This window comes from Vibrio penaeicida (genome assembly GCF_002933855.1).
Taxonomy (GTDB): domain Bacteria; phylum Pseudomonadota; class Gammaproteobacteria; order Enterobacterales; family Vibrionaceae; genus Vibrio; species Vibrio penaeicida_A.
The window spans coordinates 108,033-134,699 of sequence record NZ_BFAQ01000022.1 but is presented as its reverse complement, the minus strand read 5'-3'; the positions used below and the strand labels follow the sequence as shown (position 1 = coordinate 134,699).

Genomic DNA, 26,667 nt, shown 5'->3' with positions numbered 1-26,667 from the left:
TGAACTAAACGAATTTTGGTTAGTCCTAATTAATGTAACAAGCAGAGCATTTTGAGTTTAGGGCCGTATTAGACTGATTTAATCACTGTAACTTGTTACAAACGCTGCTTTTTTCTTATTAACTCCTATTTGTATCCGCCCAAATCCTTGTGGTTTGGGCTTTTTTTATCACTAAAACCCACTAGTACCTCACACACCAATTCATTTAATAATTAGCTCAATCTTTTCTCCCGAACACGATCCAATAATCACACCAAGACTAGCTTATAAGCCACAACACTTTGTTTATTCGATAAAAATAAATAACATTATTTTTTGTAATGATTTCTTGTGACAGTCTTCTATATTTTATTTTGAGGCTTACATTAGGGAGACATTACATGAACAAAGTCATCGTTGGCGGCTTACTTACCTTAGTTATGGTTTTAGGACTAAGTGGCTGTGACAGTAGTAGTTCTGCTGCTCAATCCCAAGCAACACCAACTTCTCAGTTGGTTCTTCCAGAACAGTTGGAGGTTGTGACTAATGAAAACGATTAAGATATTACTCGCCAGTAGCGTTCTTTTCTCTGGAGCAGGATTGGCGGCTTTCGACGATACAGGAACTGATTACTCAAATGCTAACCAGCGGTCACATGTGTGGATTGAGGCGTTAGAGCCTATTGAGCTCGTAAACAGCATTTTGTGTTTTACTGCCCAGTTCAAAGCGACCAATTTTGCTAATCAAGGTCCCTATCTTGTTTTAGCTGATGAAACTGCATGTTTTGATAACGAAGACGACGGCTCAACAGGACAATCTTCCGGCGCCGCCAATTCCCCCGCTTATCTAAAAGCGGTGGCAAACGTTACCCGTGCGTCAGACAGTGACCCGCTTGTGATTAATGTCTGGATTCCAGAGATGTCTGGAGGTGATGGCGACCAAGCCATCAAATTTAAGGCTGAAGTGACATCTGGCGCGAGCGAAAGCAATCCATTTGGTGCCTTTACATTTAATTTCGAGCTTTTCGACCAATTGGAAGGCACACAAAATGGTGCCGGTGAAATTGTGGCCTCGGACTCCGTCGAAAACTCCATTGGGTTTACTTTGTATGAATCCAGTACCCGGGGAGCTGACACATATGTCCAAAGCGCAAGTGTGGTAATGAGCGCCGACCGCTCCACGGGTAGCGCTATTACTTCAGCCGATCGTGGCAGTAATACTGGCAGTGCTTATGCTTTAGCGTTCAATTCCAACAATGTATTAATCCAAAATGCCACAGATATAGACAGCCTCCCCTTTAAAACTGGGAGCAATTCTGGGCAATGTTTGGATAGAACCCAGTTCAATGATTCCGTACATAGATACGATTTGTTTAACGCATCGACAGGAGCCAGTATTTCGCTAAACAGTGGATTCTCTTTCCGCTATGACAGCAACAATGATTCACAAGTGGATGCCTACGGACATGTTGGGTACTGGGGAGTATGGACAGAAGGTGATACTACACTACCAAACGGGACAACTTTAGTAGCCGAAGATGAAAGTACAGGGACAAGTCAAAACTACACGTTGGTTACAGCACCAGGACGCTTAATTAAAAATGAAGTGAAAACGCTTGCTTTAAGTAATGCTCGTGGCGTTATTTTTTCATATTGGGATTCAAGCGTTTATAGCGCTGGTTACAATCAATGGGTTGTGAAATATCTCACGGTCAATGACGACTCTGTTGGTACTGATGGTTTCTATATTACCGACGGACTTAACTGGGGGGATAACGGGCAACAAATCACAGATGTGACCGACCAGCTGATATCGATATCCGCAGGTGAGTCTATCTACATGTGGTCTGAGCAACTTGGGGGAGAAGTAAAATACTTATATGGCAGTACAAGCTTAACTTTCTACGAACAAACCTTCATTAATGGCAGCGAAGTGGGGGTAGGAGATTTACTGGAATCAGGTTCTGTTGCCCTCAAGTGTTTTGACCGATGCCCTGTCGGTACGCTTGATTTGAGCGATTTAGCGAGCTTTGATGGTTCAGGTAGCCCTTATTCTGCACAAGTCGCCAACGTTGCTTCCGCTATTGATTTCTCATTCTCTGACTCAGGCAGTAACACACTAACATTGATGCGAACAAGTAATAGCGAGGCGGTTCAATACAACTCATCCATTACCAAGCAACAGTTAAATAACTCGCCTTACAACTGGGGTGTGAGATCAGGGCCAATGGTAACAAGTGACGTAGCAGCAACCATGACTAACATTTGGGATATTTATGACCCTAGCGTTGTGACCACCTATTATGTGTGGGAAACAGGGATCAGCCAATGGAACCAGCTCTCCACTGTTCGTAATAGCCAAAACAATATTGTCACCTTTGATAAACCAATTCAGTTCAGTTATACGCACAGTAATGCTAATGACCGCTCCGGTAGCGCAGGAAGCTATGCTGGGCAAACGTTCATGCTGAACTATGGCGGTAATGGCGACTTGTGGGGAATTCCTTATGAAAAGCAAGGTAATCAATATCGACCTAAGTTCTCATTGGCGGATGGTACACTTGTTGGTCCAAGCGACATCTACGTGGTGAAGGCAATAGAAATCGAGCAGCAAATGCAAGACGCTACTGGGCAATGTACTGCACTAACCCTCGAGGAGCCCGCTGTGTCTGTACCCGCCTCCATCTCTGGTAACGCCAATATTGGGGTAATGCCAACGGTATCGGGCGAGCCATCTGTCATTGCAGGAGAGATCGTCGAATAAACAAATATGCCCAAACTCAAAAAGCTCAATGCGTCGGTTTTCATCCTCTGCATTGAGCTTTTTTCATTCTTCTATTTTATACCCAGAGACTTTTGGTTCGATAAGGCGAGTTAGGAAAGCGGGCGTAAGTACGCCAGAAATTTTTTCTCTGCAACTTTAAAGCAACCCAAAATAATAAAGGTAAGACCCATATAGAACAGCCCAGCCGTTAAAAATGATTCGAAGGGAGCGTAGTAGCGAGAATTCACCAATCTGGCTGCACCTGTCAAATCCATGATAGTAACGATACCTGCTACAGCCGAACCATGAAGCATAAATATCACTTCATTACTGTATGCTGGCAGTGCTCTTCTTAATGCACTTGGTAAAATGATTCTCCGATATGTCTTCCAAGTACTCATTCCGTATGCTTTTGCCGCTTCGACTTCCCCTTTAGGGAGCCCATTTATCGCACCACGTATAATTTCAGCAGTATAAGCCGAAGTGTTCAAAACAAACGCAACAAGCGCACAGAACCAAGCGTGTTCCCACAGCGTATCTTTCACCGGAAAGAACTGATCCATCCCATAATAAATCAGATAGAGCTGAACCAAGAGCGGAGTTCCACGAAAGAAATAAATGAACCCCCAAGAAGGCGTACTGATCAGATAATTCGCACTATTGCGCGCTACCGCCAAAGGTATCGCAACCATCAACCCAATGATCAGTGCCAAACCGACTAACCATACCGTGGTCCACAAACCTTCTAAGTAAACCGGGAAACTTTCTATTATCAATGAAAAGTCCATGGGATTACCTCGCGTGAATACTGAACTTACGCTCTACAAGCTTTAGGAAGCCAGTAGAAACGCTAGTAAAAATGAGGAAGATAACGGCAACAGTCATGTAAAAAGTGAAAGGCATTTTAGTTGAGCCCGCAGCCAAAGAGCTAACACGAACCATATCTTCTAAACCGATAATGGATACCAGAGCCGTCGTTTTGAGCAATACCAGCCAGTTATTACCGAAACCAGGCAATGCATGACGAATCATTTGAGGCAACAATATACGTCGAAAGGCGAGAACACTACTCATGCCATACGCTTTACCGGCTTCGAGCTCACCTTTGTCCACGGCCATGATGGCGCCACGGAATGTTTCAGCCATGTAGGCCCCAAATATAAACCCTATCGTCAACACGCCTGCAACAAACGGGCTCACATCAATGTAATCTGGTAGGTACGACACCCATTCATGGTCAGGGTTGCTCGACGTCATCCACTCGTTCAACCATTCGTTGATCGAATACAAACTATTGTTAAGAAGAATCTGACCACCAAAGAAAATCAACATCATCAGAACAAGATCAGGTATGCCTCGAATGACGGTTGTGTATAACGTAGCGATGGCGCGTGCCCAGCGATAAGGTGCGAGTTTGGCAAGCGCGCCTAGCATTCCTAATGCCATCGCAAGAATCAGTGACAGGATCGCGACTTCAATTGTAAGTAACGCGCCCTTTAATATCGAGACTTCGTATCCTTGAAGATCCAGCATATTTACATCCAGTAATACAACGAGCTGAGAAGAAAAAATAAGACCGTATTTTTTTGAAGTAGCAGAGGCTAAAAAGCCCCTGCTTTTGTCGTCTAATCTTCTTTATTGAAGAGAAAAGCGGAAATTAGTCGCCGTATACGTCGTAATTGAAGTATTTAGCAGCAATATCTTGATAAATGCCTTTCTCGCGTAGAGACTTGATTGCTTTATCAAGTTTGGCGGTAAGATCTTTATCTTGTTTACGGACCGCAATACCAAAGCCATCACCAAACCATTTAGGATCGGTTAGCGAAGGACCCACAAACTCGTAAGCATCACCACCGTCTTTGTTAAGCACGCCTTCTTCAAGTGCAGATGCATCACCCAAAACCGATGCGATTCGACCATTAGCTAAATCTAAGTAGGCCTCATCAAAAGAACCGTAACGTACAATCTCAACTGCCTTGTAGTTATCTGTTAGGTATTTGTCGTGCGTTGTAGCACGCTGAACACCAATCTTCACACCATCAAGGTTGTCAAAATTAATGTTTGCACCTTTTTTAGCAATGAATTTGTTTGGAATCAGTGCGTATTTACCAGTGAAATCGATTTTCTTTTTACGTTCTTCAGTGATAGACATTGCCGCAATGATCGCATCGTATTTGCGAGCGAGAAGCGAAGGGATAATACCATCCCAGTCTTGTGGAACGATTTTACATTTCACAGCCATCTCTTTACACAGAGCATTGGCCATATCAACATCGAAGCCCTTCAAAGAGCCATCAGCTTCCGTCCAACTAAACGGAGGATAAGCTCCTTCAATTCCAAAACGTACTGTCTTCCAATCCTTTGCTTGAACAGTACCAGCAATAGCCGTAGCTGCTAAAGTTGCAGCGAGTAACCATTTTTTCATTTCCATACTCCTGTGAATGGTTTCAAATATTGTGTTTACTTACTTTGGTGCTTAGTGACCAATTATTCTTAAATCAATACTTAAGCAAACAATGCTTAATAAATTGAAGATATAAACTGCTGAAGCCTTTCGGATTCAGGGTTTGTAAATAGTTTAGATGGATCTCCCTGTTCTTCCACCAAGCCTTGATGCAAAAACATGACATGATTAGAAACATCGCGAGCAAAAGCCATTTCATGTGTTACGACCAACATGGTTCTGCCTTCTTCTGCGAGATCACGCATAACCCCCAGCACTTCACCGACAAGTTCGGGATCAAGTGCCGAAGTCGGCTCATCAAATAACATGACTTCTGGATCCACAGCGAGTGCTCTTGCAATTGCCGCACGCTGTTGTTGCCCACCAGAGAGGTGACCAGGGTAATAATCTTTGCGCTCGTAGAGACCCACTTTCTTCAGCAGTTCTTCTGCCTTTTCTTTCGCTTCCGCTTTTGGCACACCCAAAACATGAACAGGTGCTTCCATGACGTTCTCTAAAACTGTCATGTGCGACCATAAGTTAAACCCTTGAAAAACCATTGCTAAACGAGAACGGATTCGTTGCACTTGCTTTTCATTTGCGGGTAGAGACTCGCCACGACGATTTTGCTTCATTTGGATCAACTCGCCGTTAACCCATATTTCGCCAGCAGTAGGCGTCTCAAGCAGATTGATACATCTAAGGAAGGTACTCTTTCCTGAACCGGAAGAGCCGATAATTGAAATTACGTCCCCTTTATGGGCTTCTAGTGAAATGCCTTTTAAAACTTCGTTCTGTCCGAATGTTTTGTGCAGTTCTTTTATATCCAGCGCGATTACATCCTTCATGCGCTTTTACTCCCTGTATTTTTCCGACTGCAAGGTACTCCGACCTCTAATTGTGTTACAAGCTAGCATCCAAGAAACCTTCTTGCAACATATTATTAACTTTGAAATTTTCATTATTCAGACAATATAACTGAATAAGTATTCATCGACCAGACTTTATCATCGAAAAATCTGGATAATGATGTAAAAAGAGCCTCTTTAATGAGGCTCTTAAAGGTTAATTTTTGTGAAGTTAAAAATGCGTTAGTTCACGCTATTCGATATGGTAATACTTGTTTTACCCATCAAGGAAATATAACGCGACCTTTCTGAAGCTGGCTGAATAACCGGACCATTCACGTCAAAGTTATTTACTGCAGAGCCTGAAACCAAATGTTGAACGTCAATGAAGTTAGACATGAAATTTTGAGTCATTGCCGCGCTTGTCTCGCTTAACGATCCAAGTCCAATTTCTATTCGATCAGAAGAAGATGGAGACAATGCCGAAATCGAGCTTTCCATTAATACCTGAGGGCTACGAGGCATTGAGATAATTGTTTGATAATAGTTACTTCCATCTGAAGTATTTGAACGAACGTGTATACGCTGAACGTTGTAATTTGAAGCGGTATACCCTTGGCTTTCCACACAAAAAGCACCACTGCAACTCGAAGATGTTACGGATGCAGAAAAGTTAGTCAGCGTTTGAGGAGTAACGTTTTTAGCTGTGGTATTAACAGGGAGTACTGCCTTATAAGACCATGCGCCGTTAACTGTATTCCCGTTTAACTTCATAGCCCAACCACTGAATGGACCATTACTATCCACATACGAAAAATTCGTACTGGACTGATAAATTGGTTGCCATTGATATAAATGACCGTTGTAAGACACTTCTACTTCGTTGCCGCCATTCAGATTGAGATCAGTGAAAGTCAGACCCGGTTTCACCAAATCGGCATCAGAAAGTATCACTGTTTTACTATCAGGGTGGGTGGATTGATTGTGAACAAAACTCCCATCAACAAACGCGTAGTTATCTAGGTCCAAAGCAATGGAGCTATTGTAAGAATCAAACTGTGTCAGAAGAATCTTTTCGCCTGCAGGTACTGGCGCTTGGACAGGAATCTTGTTTGGAAATGTTGCCACTGCACCGGAAACGCGTTTATCAATGTAGCTCGATTGCACGTATTTAGATGCAGGAGCAATAACCGTAGTACCCGCGTTTGTATCTGGAGTGACCGAAGAGGGAAGCGCTTCTCCGGTTGAATAACAAGAATATACCCCAAGTTTACGTAAATTGAAGACCATATTATTTATAAACGGTTTTTCAACAGAATAAGAATAAATCTCCTGTTTACCACTAATTAAGCCTTCATATTCTAGTACAGTCACATATCCGTTTGTTGGAATATCATCATAGTTGATACTTACCACACCTTGGGTATTTGGTTTTAATTCCTTAACCAACTTACCAATGGAATTATGAATCGAGACAACTACATTCTGGGTAGCTCGATACGCATAGATAAGATTAGCAGTATTTATGGTATCTGCTCCATATACTGCGCATTTAGAATTAGAGGCGTTTGGTGTTTCTGAGCGAAGGTTAACAAGCTGCCAGTTGTAAATTGTTGGTGTTGGTGGCGGAGTAGGCTCAGGTGCTGGAGGTGTCGGTGGCTTACTATTACTACCCGTACTGCTTTTGCTCTCTGAGCCGCAGCCAGACAATGCCACCAATGAGGCGACAACAATGGCGCTATACTTTATTTTGTTCATTCTTTGTCCCCAAAAGTGGCAACCTATTGCCACCGCAAGTTCATTTCTCTGTATAGGGACATAAAAGCAAAAACCAAGCCATTTTTACTAACTGTTTAGGTTTAATACAAATAACGTAAAAATAGGCTTCCACAAACACTTTTATCATACTGAGAACGGTCAATTTATCCGATCACTAATGTCCTTATTGATAAAAATCATTTTTTTACAAGTCAGTCTGATAAGTGCTTCGCAAATCTTGTATCTTTCCAAAAATAAACGTAACCAACTTACACATTCTGTCCTGCTTCTCAAACTTACGCCGCTGAATTGTAATTTTATTTCATCTTTAGCCTTAAAGTGATCAAGATCAATCATTCAAAAGTGGCTATTGATAAACTCGCATTAGACGAAAAAACAAGAAATTAGTCCGAAATTTAGTTTCATATTATGCCAAACTAGCTCAATTATTTCGTGCTACTAATTAGACTGATGAATGGAGGTATCTTTACTCCAATTCATCGCTTTGAAGAATTACTAACTTTAAGAAAACGAGGATTCTATGTCCGACGCCGTCCATAAAGACAACTCAGACGCGATAGATGAAAAAAGCTATAGCGAACTGCATAGACCAGCTTCAGAATTCGACAGTCGTTCCGATTACCTAGATCACGAGCTTCAAATAATGAAGCCTCGCCGCTACGGTTTGAACCTACCTGGTCGTGACTTCCGCTTTGAACTTGAGGATCTAGTCCCTGCATTAGCGGGCACCATTGGCATTATCGCAATGTACTCCGCCGTAATGATGTCGTGGGCAGATGGTCTTACTGCTGCTTGGGACCATGTGAATCTCGGTAAAGAGTTTGCCATTGAAGTCGCACGAGTAGAAATGCTCATTCCCGCTCTTCTTTTTTGTATTCTGGCTTCTGGATTTATAAACCCTAGAGCAAACTTAGCCGGTAACCACGGTCCAATGATTCCGCTAATCGGTACGATTGCTCTTGCCGGTGCTCACCCTCTTGCTCTCGCAATTCTTCTTGGTGTCTTTGGTCTCCTTCTCAGCTATTTCAAGGGAGGTTCAAAACTGGTTAACCTCACCTCAGAAGGCACCGCCGGGGGCTTACTCATATTCCTCGGCTTTACTGGAACCATGAGCCAAATCGGTTCTATCCAAAGCTGGGCGACAGGCCTGCAATCGGCAGATGTTGCGGCTGGTAGCATGGGTTACGTTGGTTTAGTTGTGCTGGCGGTAACCATCGTTATTTATGCGTTTCTTGCGAAAATCAACATGCGCTGGTTAGCCATACCTGTGTGTGCTGCCGTCGGTTTGGTGATTGCACTAGCACTGGGAGCAAGTTTCGACCTTAAATTTGAAACAGAAATGGGCTTACCTAACCTAAACCCTGTTTATTGGTGGGGAAGCACAGAAACAGGTTGGCAATTAGGTTTACCTACCATGCAGCATTTCATTGCTTCATTGCCTTTCGCCATTCTAGCTGTTGCGATGTGGTCACCAGATTTCCTTGGGCACCGAATTTTCCAAGAATTAAACTACCCAAAACGTACAAACAGAGTACTGATGGATGTAGATGACACTATGACAATGTGCTCTGTTCGCCAAATGGTTGGAACAGCCGTCGGTGGCGGTAACATCACGTCATCTTGGGGGACATACATGATCCCAGCAGCCATTGCTAAACGTCCAATTCCTGCGGGTGCTATATTGCTTGGTTCACTGTGTATCATTGTAGCCATTCTTGGTTTCCCAATGGATGTAGCGGTTTGGCCGCCAGTTATGCGAGTAGCACTGTTAGTTGGTGTATTCCTTCCGCTTCTTGAAGCAGGTATGCAAATGGTTAAGGACACCAAAGACTCACAAGCTGCTGGTATCTGTATTTTTGGCAGCGCAGTTGTTAACCCTGTACTTGCTTGGGCAATCACGATGTTGCTAGACAACAACGGTCTTATTGGTGACAAAGAACGTTCAAAGAAACTTTCTTTTATAGATAGAGTTGTGATCCCTGGTGGTGTACTCGTTATCTGCCTAGTTGCTATGCTGGCAGTTGGTATGCTAGAAAGCCAATACGGACTTACATCTTGGTTATAAATTAAAATATTTTGTGGGTGACAAGCTTTGTCACCCACTTTTTATCAACTTTTTTTGATATTTATTGATTTAGTTTAAGGTTTGCAAAAATATTTTAGCCTATTCTAAGAAACGAAGAAGAGAGAAAGTACTTTTCAACTTGTAGATAAAAATGAATAACCAGTAACAACATGCATGGTTTCATAAAGAAAAATCGAGACTATTCATATTGTTATTAATTAGAGTGTACTGCTCCTTAAGAAAAGGATAGCTGGCTCAACGGCGAAGACAGTACGGTTTTTTACTACTAAAAAGGTAGGTATGTCATGGCAGAGCAATTTGCTAAAGCTTGGGAAGGTTTTGCTGAAGGTGACTGGCAAAACGAAGTTAACGTTCGTGATTTCATTCAAAAGAACTATACGCCATATGAAGGCGACGAATCTTTCCTAGTATCTGAAGGCACTGAAGCAACCAATACGCTTTGGGCTAAAGTAATGGAAGGCATTAAGCTAGAAAACAGCACTCACGCTCCTGTTGATTTCGATACTTCTGTTATCTCTACCATCACTTCACACGATGCTGGTTACATCAATAAAGATCTTGAGACTATCGTAGGCCTTCAAACAGAAGCTCCGCTTAAGCGTGCAATCATGCCTAATGGCGGCGTACGTATGATCGAAGGTTCTTGTAAAGCATATGGTCGCACTCTTGACCCGCAAGTTTCTAAAATCTACTCGGAATACCGTAAAACACATAACCAAGGTGTTTTTGATGTCTACTCTCCAGACATCCTAAAATGTCGTAAGTCTGGTGTTCTAACGGGTCTTCCAGATGCATACGGTCGTGGTCGAATCATCGGTGATTACCGTCGCGTTGCACTGTACGGTGTAGATTTCCTAATCAAAGACAAAGTTGCTCAATTCCACTCTACTCAAGATCAACTTGAGTCTGGTGAAGATTTGCAAATGACAATGCAACTTCGTGAAGAGATTCAAGAACAACATCGTGCACTAGGTCAGCTAAAAGAAATGGCCGCTTCATATGGCTATGACATTTCGGCTCCTGCGACTACTGCTCAAGAAGCGATTCAGTGGACTTACTTTGGTTACCTAGCTGCAGTTAAATCTCAGAACGGTGCGGCAATGTCTCTAGGACGTACTTCTACGTTCCTTGATGTTTACGTAGAGCGTGATATCGCAGCGGGCATCATCACAGAAGAACAAGCTCAGGAAATGATCGACCACTTCGTAATGAAGCTGCGTATGGTTCGCTTCCTACGTACTCCTGAGTACGATGAGTTATTCTCTGGCGACCCTATCTGGGCAACAGAATCTATGGGTGGTATGGGTGTTGATGGTCGTACATTAGTTACACGTACTAACTTCCGTTTCCTAAATACGCTATACACTATGGGACCTTCTCCAGAGCCAAACATCACTGTACTTTGGTCTGAGGAATTACCTGAAGGCTTTAAGAAGTTCTGTGCGAAGGTATCTATCGATACTTCTTCTATCCAGTACGAAAATGATGATCTAATGCGTCCAGACTTCGATAACGATGATTACGCTATCGCATGTTGTGTATCTCCAATGATCATCGGTAAGCACATGCAGTTCTTTGGTGCTCGTGCAAACCTTGCGAAAACACTTCTTTACGTTATCAACGGTGGTGTTGATGAGAAACTGAAGATGCAGGTTGGCCCGAAGAGCGAACCAATGACTGAAGAGTACCTAGACTTCGATAAAGTTTGGGCAGGTCTAGACAACCTAATGGATTGGTTAGCAAAACAGTATGTAACAGCTCTGAATGCTATCCACTACTCTCACGATAAGTACAGCTATGAAGCTGCTCTGATGGCACTTCACGATCGTGATGTTCGACGCACCATGGCTTGCGGTATCGCTGGTCTATCTGTTGCTGCCGATTCTTTGTCTGCGATTAAGCACACTAAAGTTAAACCAATCCGTGATGAAGACGGCATTGCTATCGATTTCGAAATCGAAGGCGATTACCCGAAATTTGGTAACAATGATTCACGTGTTGATGACATGGCATGTGAACTTGTTTCTAACTTCATGGCGAAAATCCGTAAGCTTAAGACTTACCGCGATGCAGTACCAACTCAATCTATCCTAACTATCACTTCTAACGTGGTATACGGTAAGAAGACAGGTACTACACCAGATGGTCGTAAAGCTGGTGCTCCGTTTGCTCCAGGTGCTAACCCAATGCACGGTCGTGACGAGAAAGGTGCAGTCGCCTCTCTAACATCAGTAGGTAAACTTCCGTTTGCTGATGCGAAAGATGGTATCTCTTACACATTCTCAATCGTACCAAACGCACTTGGTAAAGAAGAAGATTCACAACGTGCTAACCTTGCCGGCCTTATGGATGGTTACTTCCACCATGAAACAGGCATTGAAGGTGGACAGCACTTGAACGTGAATGTTCTTAACCGTGAAACGCTAGAAGATGCTGTTAAGCACCCAGAGAACTACCCTCAGCTAACAATCCGTGTATCGGGCTACGCTGTTCGTTTCAATTCTCTGACCACTGAACAGCAGAAAGACGTTATTGCTCGTACTTTCACTGAATCTCTATAATCACTGAGCTCTAAAATACAAGCCCCCGAAAATTCGGGGGCTTTTTTTGCGTTTCTAATAGACATATACCCAAGTGACTAAACTGCAAATTGGTTGCATTCTTTAATTAATACACCAGATCGTTCATCTACTCGACTACTCGCCTCTCTAAGCTGGGTATTATTTTCTTCAATTGTGCTCATTGAGGAAGAAATTTGAGACATACTATCCGCCATGGATTGACTTGTGGTTGCCAACTCTTTAATTGATGATGAAATTCGCTCGGTTTGTTCCGTAGCCTCGCTGACTTGCTCGGTAATCAACTTCAATGCTTCCATCGCTTCATGGCCTTTTTCTCGACCCTGCTGCATGGACGATTCGGACTGCCCAATGTATTGAATCACTTCAGCACTCTCTTTTTTCATGGTTTCAATCGTGCCTGATATTTCGGCGACAGCATCAACAGTTCTCACGGCTAAGCTTCGAACTTCATCTGCTACAACAGCGAAACCTCTGCCTTGCTCACCCGCTCGTGCAGCTTCGATCGCGGCATTCAGCGCAAGCAAATTGGTTTGTTCAGCGATACCATTAATAATATCCATAACGGAATCCACTTTTGAAGAAGCATCCTCAAGAGCATTGATGTGAGTCGCTGCACTTCCAAGTATTTTCCCAATATCCTCTAACGAATCTATTGCGCTGGTTATGATCGTTGCCCCCTCTTGAGCTGAGTCACTGGACTTTTCACTCACTTGCACCACTAAATCCAGACTGCTTGATACTTCTTGAGTAGTAACGCTTACTTCCTCCGTTGCCGAAGCCAATACTTGAGTTTGACCCACAACATAGTGCTGACTTGCCACTAAATCATCCAGCCCAGAATTTAATTCATTTGCATTAGATGCTAGAGCATTACTACTGTGCTGCACGCCTTTGACCAACTTACCCAAATTTTCACAGGCTTGATTGATGTTGAGTGCCAAACGATTGAATTCATCATTTTTGTTGTTCGAAACGGGCATTCTCTGAGATAAATCCCCGTTGGAAACAAGCTCGAGAATCTGCGTTACCTTTTTCAACGCTCGTGATATGGAGATGTTCTGCGATACAAAAATAAACAAAGTAAACAAAGCTAAAACGAAGCAAGCAATCAGTGTAGAAAGTTGCACTGTAGAAGACGTTTGCTGTGCGGCCTGCCCAAACTCCGCGCTGATCACATTCATTTTATCACCTAACTGACTAACGACAGTTTGCACATCTTTTTGTCTTTGAAAGAGTGATTCTTCGACGGACTCTAGTTCAACGGATAATTCGCTAACACGAGCAGAATGCGCTTTAAATAGCTCCACTTCCTTTTCATATAAGTCGAGCATTGCGTATGAATTTGACATATTGATAAACAATGCCAACGCACGGTTGAAGTACTTTAGATTTTCTTCATTGGGTTGCAAAAGATAAGTTTGCTGAGTCTTCACCATGTTCTGAAAATCGGAGTTGATGCTCACCATTCCTGTTTCAGCAATCTTTGCTTCTATGGTATTGGCTAACTGTTTTAGTTCACCCAATTTTCCGTCATCAACATTGAACCCCATCTCTTGCCTTATCGCTAACCATGGCGTTAATGCTTGTTGATACGCCGAAATAGTCTGAACAAAGCTTTCCGCTCCATCGTGCAGCCCAACCTCAGCTAGCATCGTTTTTTTCCCCAATGCCTTTTGAGAAATATCTTCAAGCATGGCGTTAATTTCTTCGACCTGCTCTCCAGTCATATTGTTTAAGCGCGCCGCCAAATCCAATAAACTAACTTGCGTTTGACCGATTTCGGCAACGCCTTCGTGAATATGCCCCTGATTTTGATACTGATTAGTTACCGAGCTGATTTTTATTGAAATAAACACCGATAACCCAGCAAAACCTACCATCAGTGCTGCTAGGTATATCCATACTTTTTGCTTCTGTGAGAGCGCAAAACTTGTCATCACTCCCTCCTCTACTTTGGAATTCAGACTAATAAGCCAATGTGGGAACATTCAATGTTCGAAAGTACTATTAAGTATACGACGACACTTTAGTTTAATTTACAATTTTCTAACATTTGATTATTGACAAATGCATCATTAATTATTTCAAAATTCTACACATGTCTCTTTTTGCAAAAAGTTATTCACTTCCACTTACTTGATTTATTGCATAAAAGTTGAAAAAGTTTCACATTGCCTGTATTGAGTTCACCCACTAAGGAGTCGACATTGATATGAAGACTGTCTGGATTCCCATTATTTTACTGTCGCTGTCATCTTTGACTGCGCAAGCCAAATCGCACTTATCTCTCACGATGGACAATGACTCTCTAGTAAGGAGCGATGAGGATTACAGTAGTGGTATTCAGCTGGGTATTCTGTCTGAATTGGCTCCAATCGACTTCAATAAACAAAGCCATAACTTAAACATAATAGGTTTTGGGGATAGCGACGCTCGCTACTTTTGGAATCTAAACATTGGCCAAAAACTATGGACTCCCACTGATATTGAATCCACCACACCAAAGATGAATGAACGCCCATACTCTGGAATCAGTTTTATCAGTGGCTCACTGATCGCAAGAACAACCGAAAAACATCAATCCCTACACGCTATGCTCGGAACCATGGGAAAAAATGCTCAAGCCGATTCTGCGCAAGTTTTTGTTCACGATCTAATAGGCTCTGCTCGCCCTCAAGGTTGGGCATACCAAATTGAAGAACCTTGGGTTTACCAATTGGGGTACACGCAACAAAACTTACTTCATAGAAACACTGGATATTTTGAAAATCACGAATCTGAAGTCAATTGGATAAACCGCATAGCGCTAGGAAACTTTCGAACCGAAATAGGCAGCGGAGTGATGTGGCGAATGGGCGCAGATCTCGCCAATACTTTTGGTTCTGCTGAAGTTAAATACGATAACCCAGCACATCGACTTCATTTAGATTATGGTCGCACTGGGTGGTTTGTTTTTACTGGGTTAGAAGCTCGATATCGCTTTAACGACATCACGATTACAGGAAAGCGCCCACCTCTAGTTCCACATGTTTCTGTAACTCACTTACAGTCTACTGCCGTTTTAGGCGCTCTAGCGCACTACAAAGAAATTGGTGCATCACTCACTTATTCCCTAAAAACGCCAGATTTCAAGGAGGACCAAGCACGTTTTCATGCTAACGGGTCCGTTTCTCTCTTCTGGGTATTCTAATGTTTTTTATACCTTTATCATTGAAACCCATTGTTAATAGGAATCATTTCCACCTTAGATGTTCGTCATTTATATTGACTATATTTCGCTAAAAAAAATTTTCCGTCTTAAGACCAAATAACCTCAGTTTTTCCTAGGGTACGCTGCTATTTTGTAATAAAATGACAATAAATAATTCCTAAGAGATTAGCTCATGTCTACTACTGGTCGTATTCATTCTTTCGAATCTTGTGGCACGGTGGATGGTCCGGGAATCCGCTTTATTGTGTTTCTCCAAGGCTGTTTAATGCGCTGTAAGTATTGCCATAACCGAGACACGTGGGACACTCACGATGGCAAAGTTGTCAGCGTAGAGGAAATCATTAGCGAAGCAAAATCCTATAAGCACTTCATGAGAGCTTCTGGTGGTGGGGTCACCTGCTCAGGGGGCGAAGCCATGCTTCAACCTGAATTTGTACGCGACTTTTTCCGAGCTGCTCAAGCAGAAGGGATGCATACCTGTTTGGATACTAACGGGTATATTCGGAAACATACTGATGTTGTTGATGAAGTACTTGAAGCCTCAGATCTTGTCATGCTCGATATCAAGCATATGAAAGATGCGATTCATCAGGATTTTATTGGTGTTTCAAACAAACGCACATTAGATTTCGCACGTTATCTTCATAAAATTGGGCAGAAAACTTGGCTTCGATACGTCGTTGTCCCTGGTTACACAGACGACGAAGAGGCTGCACATATGCTCGGTGAGTTTATTCAAGATATGGATAACATCGAAAAAGTGGAGTTATTGCCATACCACAAATTGGGCGCTCATAAATGGGAAGCGTTAGGGCACGACTACCCACTCGAAGGTGTCAATCCTCCACCTAAAGAGACAATGGATACGATCAAAGGAATACTTGAGCAATATAACGACAATGTGAAATACTAGTTTTCACATAAGCCTTATGTGCTATACCCAAGTAATCTTTCATAAACAAAGCCGGCATAATGCTGGCTTTATTGTATTGATACTCAAGTTACCTCAAGTATAGAGCTAATGGCACTCAACTCACGATTTTGAGACGTTTAGGGACATATCCACCCATATTCGTGCCCTTAGGAATTACAATATGTCGATACTTCAGTTTCTTTGTCTCACCGTTACTGCCTTTGTCGTACAACAAAGTTGGGCGGATACAAAGCATGTCTTTATTCCTAAGTTTCTAAGTGAAAAATCTTTTCAGAACCTCACTATCATTACCTTGGCAATACTCTTTTTCCTCTGGCAAACCAAGGCTGGTGTCAAAAGCGGTTTAGACATTCACTTCCTTGGTGTAACCGCTTTCACTATGATGTTTGGTTGGAGAGTCGCTTGCATTCTTAGTCTGCCTATCTTTGGGGCGCTCGCCATTTTCAACCAGTGGCCGTTAATAGATATACCTGTACAAGTGATGACCTCAGGCTTCATCCCTATTTTCTTAAGCTATTTCATATTCACCCTTAGCTATCACTATCTACCCAAAAATGTCTTCGTTTTCATTTTTGTCGCTGGCTTTTTCAATGCCATGTTTGTTGGCAGCACACACCTTATTTTGAAAGGAAGTTACTATCTTTGGCTGGGTTTGTATGATTTCACCACGGTAATGGATAACTTCTTCATGCTGATTCCCTTAATGGCATTTCCCGAAGGTCTACTTAACGGAATGACATTAGCGGTGCTTTGCGTATATCGACCAGAATGGTTGCGCGTATTCTCAGACAGGCATTACCTTTTCCCCACCAAGTAGGAGTCTCTGATTAGCAGTAGCGAAGTAGCACGAAAATATCCGCTCAATCTCCAACCAAACCTTATTAAACATGTGTTGAGATCATGTTTCGGTACGGATATTTGCTGTTACTCTGGTTCGTAGATTAAGTAATAAAATTTAAGAGACCATGCTATGGAAATGACGAACGCTCAACGACTAATTCTGTCTAACCAATACTACCTAATGTCGCAGATGGATCCGCAGAATGCCGAAACGTATCAACGTCTTCAAACGATTGTAGAGCGTGGATATGAGCTACAGATGTTAGAGCTAAATAAGGACTATGGCTGTTTGGATGAAACGCAGTGTCGAGAGATTATCGACATAATGGAAATGTACCATGCGATGCAAGAATCGAACAAAATGCTCAACCACGATGAAAGAGAAAACGTTGATCAGCGTAGACTCAACTTTTTAGGGTTCGATATCGCAAGTGAATCACAGCTTGTTCACTATGTGCGTTTTCTCGTCGACTCTGAAGGGTTGTACACTCAATTCGACAAGGGTGAGCATCACTTCAATGCACAAATGCCAATGCTTGAAAAATACCAAAGAATGTTGGCATCTTGGAAGCGCTGTCCACGTCAATATCACCTCTCAGCGGCGGAGTTTAATCAAATCTTCAACGCTTAGTCCTATTTTTTGACCTAAGTCTCTCACATCGTTTGATATTTTTATCAAAGCACCACTGTTATGTGGTGCTTTCCTATTGCAGCCATAGCTTGCGCAACACTCCAGCCTGTTTGAATCACTTCTAGTACACACATACAAACCCGTACTTGCTTCATACTTTTTTCTTAAAAAATCGAAATAAATATCGAATTAATAAGCAGAATTCAAAATCTGGGTCTAACCTTATTTAGTGAAGGACGTGACATTTTCGCTGTTAATTAGTCGATTTGACAGGTTTAGAGGGGTATTCGCTATGAGCATTTTTGACCACTACCAGGCTCGCTATGAAGCAGCCAAGGATGAAGAACTATCGCTGCAAGACTTTTTATCGCTATGTCGTGAAGACAAAAGCGCCTATGCCAATGCAGCTGAGCGCCTATTAATGGCGATTGGAGAACCTGAAGTCATCGACACCGCATTAGACCCGAGACTCAGCCGTATTTTCTCTAATCGCGTGATATCCAGATACAAAACCTTTGAAGATTTCTACGGTATGGAAGACGCGATAGAACAAATCGTTTCTTACCTAAAACATGCCGCTCAAGGGTTAGAAGAACGAAAACAAATTCTATACCTTTTGGGTCCAGTTGGTGGTGGTAAGTCGTCACTCGCTGAGAAACTGAAAGCCCTAATGGAAAAAATGCCAATCTATGTTCTTTCCGCTAATGGAGAACGTAGCCCAGTCAATGACCATCCATTCTGTTTGTTCAATGTTAACGAAGATGGAGATTTGCTAAAAGGCGATTATGGCATTGAAAAACGTTACTTACGCTCCATCATGTCGCCTTGGGCAGCAAAACGTCTGACTGAGTTCGGCGGTGATATTTCCAAATTTAAAGTCGTGAAAGTAAGACCATCTATCCTTGGTCAAACTGCGATTGCAAAAACGGAACCAGGTGACGAAAACAACCAAGACATTTCATCACTGGTCGGTAAAGTCGATATCCGTCAACTTGAGCACTTCTCACAAGACGACCCTGATGCGTACAGCTACTCAGGTGCATTATGTCGAGCTAACCAAGGCTTGATGGAATTTGTAGAGATGTTCAAAGCGCCAATTAAAGTTCTGCACCCATTACTTACTGCTACTCAGGAAGGTAACTATAACGGTACAGAAGGGCTTTCGGCCTTGCCATTTGATGGCATGATTTTGGCGCACTCGAACGAATCAGAATGGCAGACCTTCCGCAACAATAAGAACAATGAAGCCTTCCTCGATAGAGTATACATTGTGAAAGTACCTTACTGCTTGCGTGTTTCGGAAGAAGTTAAAATCTACAAAAAACTGTTGGATCACAGTGAGCTTTCAAAAGCGCCATGTTCTCCAAGCACATTGGACATTTTGGCTCAATTCAGCATTCTTTCTCGTATGAAAGATCCAGAGAACTCATCCATTTTCTCGAAAATGCGTGTTTACGACGGTGAAACCCTGAAAGATACCGATCCAAAAGCAAAAAGCTACCAAGAGTACCGAGATTTTGCAGGTGTCGATGAAGGCATGTCGGGTCTTTCTACTCGTTTTGCATTCAAGATCCTTTCTCGCGTATTTAACTTCGATCAATCCGAAGTGGCGGCAAACCCTGTGCATCTTTTCTATGTTATTGAACAACAGGTAGAAAGAGAACAGTTCCCACAAGACATGGCAGAGCGTTACTTAGAGTTCTTGAAAGGCTATTTAGTACCTAAATATGTCGAGTTTATCGGTAAAGAAATTCAAACCGCTTACCTCGAATCCTACTCTGAGTACGGTCAGAACATCTTCGACCGTTATGTCACCTATGCCGATTTCTGGATTCAAGATCAAGAATATCGCGATCCGGAAACAGGGCAGTTATTCGACCGTGCCGCTCTTAATAATGAGCTAGAGAAAATTGAGAAAACGGCAGGTATCAGTAATCCGAAAGATTTCCGAAACGAGATCGTTAACTTCGTATTACGTGCTCGTGCAAACAACAAAGGGCAAAACCCCGTTTGGACCAGTTACGAGAAACTCAGAACGGTCATCGAGAAGAAAATGTTCTCGAATACGGAAGAACTGCTTCCTGTTATTTCCTTCAATGCGAAAACTTCAACTGATGATCAGAAAAAACACGACGACTTTGTCGCTCGTATGATGGAGAAAGGCTACACCAAGAAACAAGTTAGATTGTTGTCGGAATGGTACCTACGAGTACGTAAATCCTCTTAGTACCAAGTGTCTTAGATATGGGGACTGGCAGATATTGCCAGTCACTCATGACACACAGTTCGACACTTTGACGTTTCAGAGGGACTAACGTATGGCGCAATTTATCGACAGAAGGCTCAATGGCAAGAATAAGAGCACAGTCAACAGACAACGCTTTTTACGCCGCCATAAAGAGCAAATTAAGGAATCGGTAGCCGATGCCGTGAATCGCCGATCTATCACCAATACAGAGACAGGTGAAGATATATCGATTCCACATAAAGACATCAAAGAGCCAATTTTTCATCAAGGACAAGGAGGCGTCAGAGAACGCGTTCATCCAGGCAATGATCAATTCATCACTGGAGATAAAATTGAGCGACCAAAAGGCGGTCAAGGAGGCGGCTCTGGCGAAGGTGATGCAAGTGCTGATGGCGAAGGCCAAGACGACTTTGTTTTTCAGATCTCAAAAGACGAATATCTCGATATTCTATTTGAAGATCTGGAGTTACCTAACCTTCAAAAAAACCAAATCAATAAGATCACAGAATGGAAAACCCATAGAGCTGGTTTCCAAACAGCAGGCATTCCAGCCAACATCAGTGTGGTGCGCTCTCTTCAACAATCACTTGCAAGAAGAACAGCATTAACCGCGGGCAAAAAGCGCCTACTGACAGAGCTGGAAGAAGAGTTAGAGCGAATTGAAAACAATGAACCCGCTCAGCCTTTAGAGGAGAAGAAACTTCAAGAGGAAATCATAGAACTTCGCCAGCGTATTGCGCGCGTTCCGTTTATTGATACTTTTGATTTACGTTTCAAAAATTACGAAAAGCGCCCTATTCCTTCGAGCCAAGCAGTCATGTTCTGTTTGATGGATGTGTCAGGCTCTATGGACCAAGCAACGAAAGACATCGCAAAACGCTTTTATGTGCTTTTATATTTATTCTTAACAAGAACTTACGAGAACGTCGAAGTCGTCTTCATACGCCACCATACTCAAGCGAAAGAAGTCGATGAACATGAGTTTTTCTATTCGCAGGAAACGGGCGGCACCATCGTATCCAGCGCTTTGAAATTGATGAATGAAATCGTAAAAGACAGATACCCAACTAACGAGTGGAATATCTACGCAGCACAAGCTTCAGATGGGGATAACTGGGCAGATGATTCCCCTCGTTGTAAAGAGCTATTGGTGAACAATATTTTACCTGAATGTCAATATTACTCCTATATCGAAATAACAAGAAGAACCCACCAAACCTTATGGCATGAATACCAAAAACTCGAAGAAGCATTCGACAATTTTGCCATGAAAAATATTCGTACTGTGGATGATATTTTCCCAGTATTTAGGGAACTGTTTCAAAAAGAAACGGCATAGGGAGGCGCGCTATGGCGACTAAAGCAGCTAAAAAAACAGCGACAAACAGCAAGCGCTTGCCAGATGGTCCGGATTGGACATTCGAGCTTCTGGAGCGTTACCACAAAGAAATCAAAAGGGTAGCCGAACACTATCGATTAGACACCTACCCTAACCAAATTGAAGTGATCACAGCGGAACAAATGATGGACGCATACTCAAGCATTGGTATGCCCATTAACTATAACCATTGGTCATTTGGTAAAAAATTTATCCAAACCGAGCAAAATTACAAACACGGTCAGATGGGTCTTGCGTATGAAATTGTCATTAACTCAGACCCATGTATTGCGTACCTAATGGAAGAGAACACCGTAACTATGCAAGCCTTGGTTATGGCTCACGCTTGCTATGGTCACAACTCTTTCTTCAAAGGCAATTACTTGTTCCAAACTTGGACGGACGCAAGCTCCATTGTCGATTACCTATTATTCGCTAGAAACTACATTACCGAGTGTGAAGAAAAGCACGGCGTAGAAGAGGTTGAACAACTCTTGGATTCCTGCCATGCGCTGATGAATTTCGGTGTCGATCGATACAAACGCCCAGAAAAAATCTCCATTGTGGAGGAAAAGGCGCGGCAAGAAGCTCGTGAGGAATACCTTCAATCTCAAGTTAACGAGCTTTGGAAAACGGTTCCTAAAAGTGAGGAGAAGGAACAATCTCAAAAAATTCGTTTCCCAACGGAACCTCAAGAAAATATCTTGTACTTCATTGAGAAACACGCCCCACTTCTAGAGCCTTGGCAGAGAGAGATAGTACGTATTGTCAGAAAAGTCAGCCAGTACTTCTACCCTCAGAAACAAACACAAGTCATGAACGAAGGTTGGGCAACATTCTGGCACTATTCCATACTGAATCATTTGTACGATGAAGGTTTGGTGTCTGAGAAGTTTATGCTTGAGTTTTTGCATAGCCACACCAATGTTGTCGCCCAGCCTCCATACAACAGCCCTTACTTTAGTGGCATCAATCCCTATGCGCTGGGTTTTGCTATGTTCCAAGACATTCGTAGAATGTGTGAAGACCCAACCGATGAAGACAGGGAGTGGTTCCCAGATATCGCAGGCGCAGACTGGCTGGATACATTACACTTTGCCATGGCAAACTTTAAAGATGAAAGCTTCATCAGCCAATACTTGTCGCCTAAGTTAATGCGTGACTTTAAACTCTTTGCTATTAGCGACGACGACAGAAAAAACCACATAGAAGTCAGTGCAATACACGATGAAGTAGGTTATCGCCAAATCAGGGAAAAACTGGCAGCACAGTATAATTTAAGTAACTTAGAGCCAAACATTCAGGTGTGGAATGTAGACGTACGCGGCGATCGTTCGTTGATCTTGCAATATGTCCCTCACGATAGGATTCCATTAGGCGACAGCCATCAAGAAGTATTGAAACACCTTTATAGGCTTTGGGGATTTGATGTCATTTTGGAGCAACGGAATGAATCTGGAAGAAAAGAGATTCTAGGCAGTTGCCCTGAGCGTGAAGACTACAACTCCGAAATCTAAGCCAATAACTCGAACTTACCAACCCTCCTATTTGCCCACGAAGTCTGTGGGCTTTTTTGTGTCTAGAAAAAGAAAAGCCAGCTTAACAAAGCTGGCTGAATTGTTGCGGAATTTTAAGTTACTTAAACACAAACTCGATTGTTTTGGCTTTTGGTCCCTTAGATGAAACCGTCATCTCAATGTTATCAATGGTGTAGATACCATCAGTAAATAGAGACTTATCCGTTTTTAGTGAATGAAGGTTGTTTGGGGTTGAGAACGAATAGTCATTAGGGATAATAATGACCGTTTCATCTCCATTTGTGGAAACGGATGCCAAAGTTATACCCGTTCCAAACTCTGGAGTACCTGGCGCGCTCAGCTTAAGATCATTAACAAGTGTCGGGCTTTCCATCATCCAGTCAAATCGGTTATTTTCCGTATTAAACCACAGCCAAAAATGACCGTTCTTGGTATTCAAATGAATCAATTGCAAAGTATTTTTAGTTGGTTCGAACCCATTGAGCACAAGCGTTTTAGATCCGTTCACTACAGAAACTTTACTTGAATTTACTCGACCTAGTCGATACTGAAAGTATGGTAATACTTCTTGACCAATTTCGCCTTTTCCGCCCATTACGCCGTTGTATACGCCATAATTGAATGCTGAATATTTATCGAACTCTTTATGAATTTTTTCCATTACCTCTTTGTTTAATTTTTCAGTTTTATTCCAATCGCAAGATTGACCAAAATTAAACGGGTTACCATTATTTGAGAAATGCTTGTAGGAGCAAGGAGAGACAGACGCATGCCCCAAACCTAAGCCGTGTAAATATTCATGCGCAAACAAAACCTGATCAGGCGACAAACTCTTGTTTTCGCTGTCCAGACCAAGTGTAGAAACGCGTGATTGACTTGCGAGGTCACTGTTGATTAAAAAGCGATTTTTAAGAACAGTTCCATCCTGTAGAGTAACTGTCTCATAGATGTTTCCATAGTTGCTCAAACCTGGGTTGTTCTTTGCAATGTAAACAAATGCCAATTGGTCATACTGAGTTATATCAAGCTTAGAACCATCTTCAGCAAGTATCGATTGGTAAAAAATTTGGTCTTTATAAGGCAGTAGAACTTTATTGCCATTGTTTGTCTCTAGACCTGTCACTTTCAGTTCAGCAGCGACAGTTAACTTCACATCTTTTGCTAAGGTCGATTCTAGATACTTATCAACGTTTGACTGCTCACCAAATCTAGCAACAACTTCTTGGCGGATGCTATTCGACGGCAGTGTATAACCATCAACAACAACAGGGATAACCGCTATGTTGATTTGTGGTTTGGTCACGCGGCATATCATACGAATGCGGTCATCATCAGAACGATACACTTCCGTTAGTGCCGATTTCACATCACCAGCGCAATTTGAAAAATCATGGACAGTGTTTGATGTTGTTATAGACGAGCACTGCTTTATGTCTGCTTTCAAGCTTGCACTCATCGAATCTGGCGCATTACTTAAAATTGCATCTAGTGCATCAGATGGAGACTTACCTGCTATAAATTTCTGGATGTCAGTATCTAATACGACACTTTCCAATATCTGTTGCTGAGGCAAAAATGCCATATGTTCAGGTAAGTGCCATTCGCCGCACTCAGGGGCAGAATTCACCTGTTTTTTGTATGCTTCAGCATCAAATGCTACAGGCTTATTATTGGTTGGAGTCGTCGGTGATGTTATTGGGGGCGTCGGTAAAATAGGCGATGATGCGCTAGAATCTTTGTTACAACCAGAAATCATAACGGTAAAAGCAGAGACCACTGCCATAGTCATCAGGGAACGATTAAATTTCATAAATTTTACTCAAAGCGATCAGATGAAATGGTTATTTTTAGGCAGATTTCAGTTCCCTTGATTGAGCTGCAAGCGCATATTACCAATTAACGCCCCAACCAAATGTAAGGTCGTGTAAGCATCGTATTTCTATTTACTTTGAATATTATCTCTTTAACTCATAAGTTATTAATATAAAAAGCCAGCAACCTTTCGTCGCTGGCTTACAAATTTCACTTCTCAGTTCAAACTTTTAAACTATTTAATGCTTTCCCAAGCTTTTGAGTCCACATCATTTTGCTTGTAAGCAACGTCTGACAAAACCAGTTCATTGATCGCTCTTAAGGTTTTCTTTTCTTCTTCATCCGTAATATTTGATTCAGTGTGTACTATGTGATTGTTTGAATCGGAAGAGTCTGTGATCGTGAATGAGCCAAAATCTGGTGAGATAACAAACGATGTTGGGTTGTATAGACCACTACCATTAAGGACATCGTTCAACCCGAACTGACCTATTAGGTTCATTAGCTTTATGCCATTGAGGTCGGTCGAACTTGTTGAAGCATTTCGACCCACTACGATCCCATTGTCAGTATCAAATAAGTCTATTGTGGCTCCTGATGCACGGTACTCAACCAGATGAACCTTGTCTGTTTCGCTAATAAAGCCAGGAGCAAGTTTTCCAGCTTTTTCAATTGCAGTGCCAGCTGAATATTCAAGCACACCATCAGCAGTGCGTTTTGCCTCAATTTTAAATAACTCACTGTCAGAGCCGCACTGCTTACAAGATACATTACTCGTAAATTCGTTGGTCGAACCGTTTACCTCGTCACTCACACGGTATCTTTTAAAAATGCCATCTTCTGGAACCCCTTCCGAGTTAGACTGATAGAAAGTAAACGTTTCATAATTAGCCTTAAAGCTAGGCTCTTCGTGAATACTGTTTTCAAAGATGTAAACCAGCTCACCCTGTGAATTACCTACTTCAGGCGAATAAGCAATGATATTACTTGGCAAAGATTTGTAATCCGCTTGAGAGCCTGATTTCTTAAGGTTGCCTACCCAGGAGCTTGCTAGTCCGCAATCGTCCCCAGATACCGGAGCATGGATAACATCAACAATAACAGAATCAAAATCGTATTTAGCTGAAGCCCCATACTTGGTCACGATGTCGTCTATCCCAGGCCAGTTTTTTGCTTCAATTCCTTGTGCTGAACAAAAGGTCAGTGATTCGTTTACGATCCTCTTGGTATCTTCGTTATCTGCAAGGTAATCAATAACCAATCCAACCTCATTAAACGCATCGGCCAAGTCCTGACGTTGCTCATCAGTGTATTTTGTCTCTTTATAAGCGATTTCTAGCTGTTTTTTCAGTTCGATTGGGGTAGCTTTGTGGCTATTTACACTCAAAATATCCATGTACAGTGCTGCAGAAGAGAAAAATGAGGCCTGAAGCTTCGCCATGATCATCTCATCAATGCTCTCTTCCATCGCAGTATTGACTTTGTAAGCCCCAGCATATAAATCAGTTGCATTTGCTTGGTAAGCCGTCATTCCGCAGGCTACTAAAGCGGAAACCATTAGAGTATTCTTAATTTTCATAATCATCTTCCTTATC

Annotated in this window: 19 protein-coding genes; 11 read left to right on the top strand and 8 right to left on the bottom strand. The window is 42.3% G+C overall.

What is annotated here, in order from left to right:
- The first annotated feature begins 380 nt into the window (after window positions 1-380).
- Both VPNCDNU1_RS28820 and VPNCDNU1_RS13235 read left to right on the top strand, forming a co-directional pair.
- On the top strand, window positions 381-539 hold the full coding sequence (locus VPNCDNU1_RS28820; RefSeq protein ID WP_167404789.1) for a hypothetical protein: 159 nt from the start codon (window positions 381-383) through the stop codon (window positions 537-539).
- Window positions 526-2,742: a hypothetical protein gene (locus VPNCDNU1_RS13235; protein WP_104400748.1), complete on the top strand. Its 2,217-nt coding sequence runs from the start codon at window positions 526-528 to the stop codon at window positions 2,740-2,742. The genes VPNCDNU1_RS28820 and VPNCDNU1_RS13235 overlap by 14 nt, the downstream gene beginning before the upstream one ends.
- A gap of 110 nt (window positions 2,743-2,852) precedes the next feature.
- Here the strand turns inward: VPNCDNU1_RS13235 and VPNCDNU1_RS13230 are convergent, their stop codons facing one another.
- The 5 genes from VPNCDNU1_RS13230 to VPNCDNU1_RS13210 all read right to left on the bottom strand — a co-directional run bounded on the left by VPNCDNU1_RS13230 (window position 2,853) and on the right by VPNCDNU1_RS13210 (window position 7,791).
- Window positions 2,853-3,530: an ABC transporter permease gene (locus tag VPNCDNU1_RS13230; RefSeq protein WP_104400747.1), complete on the bottom strand. Its 678-nt coding sequence runs from the start codon at window positions 3,528-3,530 to the stop codon at window positions 2,853-2,855.
- A 4-nt stretch (window positions 3,531-3,534) separates the two neighbouring features.
- Entirely contained in the window at window positions 3,535-4,275 is a 741-nt protein-coding gene (locus tag VPNCDNU1_RS13225) for an ABC transporter permease (protein ID WP_101114971.1), read from the bottom strand.
- A 124-nt stretch (window positions 4,276-4,399) separates the two neighbouring features.
- A complete protein-coding gene (locus tag VPNCDNU1_RS13220; protein WP_305848802.1) occupies window positions 4,400-5,167 on the bottom strand; it encodes an ABC transporter substrate-binding protein in 768 nt (255 codons plus the stop codon).
- Window positions 5,168-5,262: 95 nt separating this feature from the next.
- Window positions 5,263-6,033: an ABC transporter ATP-binding protein gene (locus VPNCDNU1_RS13215; RefSeq protein WP_104400745.1), complete on the bottom strand. Its 771-nt coding sequence runs from the start codon at window positions 6,031-6,033 to the stop codon at window positions 5,263-5,265.
- 243 nt (window positions 6,034-6,276) lie between these two features.
- Window positions 6,277-7,791, bottom strand: coding sequence for a hypothetical protein (locus tag VPNCDNU1_RS13210; protein ID WP_104400744.1), 1,515 nt, complete (start codon window positions 7,789-7,791; stop codon window positions 6,277-6,279).
- A 541-nt stretch (window positions 7,792-8,332) separates the two neighbouring features.
- Between VPNCDNU1_RS13210 and VPNCDNU1_RS13205 the strand changes: the two genes are divergently transcribed.
- Entirely contained in the window at window positions 8,333-9,877 is a 1,545-nt protein-coding gene (locus VPNCDNU1_RS13205; protein ID WP_104400743.1) for a DUF3360 family protein, read from the top strand.
- 305 nt (window positions 9,878-10,182) lie between these two features.
- Window positions 10,183-12,459 (top strand): formate C-acetyltransferase, encoded by a 2,277-nt coding sequence (gene pflB / locus VPNCDNU1_RS13200; protein WP_104400742.1) that lies wholly within the window; start codon window positions 10,183-10,185, stop codon window positions 12,457-12,459.
- Between the two features lie 77 nt (window positions 12,460-12,536).
- On the opposite strand, the gene VPNCDNU1_RS13195 is transcribed toward pflB, so the two are convergent.
- The gene (locus tag VPNCDNU1_RS13195) at window positions 12,537-14,417 is read right to left on the bottom strand and encodes a methyl-accepting chemotaxis protein (protein ID WP_104400741.1); all 1,881 of its coding nucleotides are present in this window, start codon (window positions 14,415-14,417) and stop codon (window positions 12,537-12,539) included.
- 275 nt (window positions 14,418-14,692) lie between these two features.
- Between VPNCDNU1_RS13195 and VPNCDNU1_RS13190 the strand changes: the two genes are divergently transcribed.
- The 7 genes from VPNCDNU1_RS13190 (at window position 14,693) to VPNCDNU1_RS13160 (ending at window position 23,239) form a co-directional block, all read left to right on the top strand.
- The gene (locus VPNCDNU1_RS13190) at window positions 14,693-15,670 is read left to right on the top strand and encodes a lipid A deacylase LpxR family protein (RefSeq protein WP_104400740.1); all 978 of its coding nucleotides are present in this window, start codon (window positions 14,693-14,695) and stop codon (window positions 15,668-15,670) included.
- A 193-nt stretch (window positions 15,671-15,863) separates the two neighbouring features.
- Complete coding sequence (gene pflA / locus VPNCDNU1_RS13185) at window positions 15,864-16,604, top strand: pyruvate formate lyase 1-activating protein (RefSeq protein ID WP_104400739.1); 741 nt, start codon at window positions 15,864-15,866, stop codon at window positions 16,602-16,604.
- 181 nt (window positions 16,605-16,785) lie between these two features.
- Window positions 16,786-17,442, top strand: coding sequence for an energy-coupling factor ABC transporter permease (locus VPNCDNU1_RS13180; protein WP_104400738.1), 657 nt, complete (start codon window positions 16,786-16,788; stop codon window positions 17,440-17,442).
- 153 nt (window positions 17,443-17,595) lie between these two features.
- Window positions 17,596-18,096: a YfbU family protein gene (locus VPNCDNU1_RS13175; RefSeq protein ID WP_104400737.1), complete on the top strand. Its 501-nt coding sequence runs from the start codon at window positions 17,596-17,598 to the stop codon at window positions 18,094-18,096.
- Window positions 18,097-18,388: 292 nt separating this feature from the next.
- Complete coding sequence (locus tag VPNCDNU1_RS13170) at window positions 18,389-20,323, top strand: PrkA family serine protein kinase (protein ID WP_101114959.1); 1,935 nt, start codon at window positions 18,389-18,391, stop codon at window positions 20,321-20,323.
- A gap of 91 nt (window positions 20,324-20,414) precedes the next feature.
- Window positions 20,415-21,683 (top strand): YeaH/YhbH family protein, encoded by a 1,269-nt coding sequence (locus VPNCDNU1_RS13165; RefSeq protein WP_104400736.1) that lies wholly within the window; start codon window positions 20,415-20,417, stop codon window positions 21,681-21,683.
- Window positions 21,684-21,694: 11 nt separating this feature from the next.
- Window positions 21,695-23,239, top strand: coding sequence for a SpoVR family protein (locus VPNCDNU1_RS13160; protein WP_104400735.1), 1,545 nt, complete (start codon window positions 21,695-21,697; stop codon window positions 23,237-23,239).
- Between the two features lie 118 nt (window positions 23,240-23,357).
- Here VPNCDNU1_RS13160 and VPNCDNU1_RS13155 read toward each other — a convergent pair whose 3' ends face one another.
- Window positions 23,358-25,070, bottom strand: a complete 1,713-nt coding sequence (locus VPNCDNU1_RS13155; RefSeq protein ID WP_104400734.1) for a hypothetical protein — start codon at window positions 25,068-25,070, stop codon at window positions 23,358-23,360.
- Window positions 25,071-25,307: 237 nt separating this feature from the next.
- Entirely contained in the window at window positions 25,308-26,651 is a 1,344-nt protein-coding gene (locus tag VPNCDNU1_RS13150; protein WP_104400733.1) for a hypothetical protein, read from the bottom strand.
- Window positions 26,652-26,667: the final 16 nt, after the last annotated feature.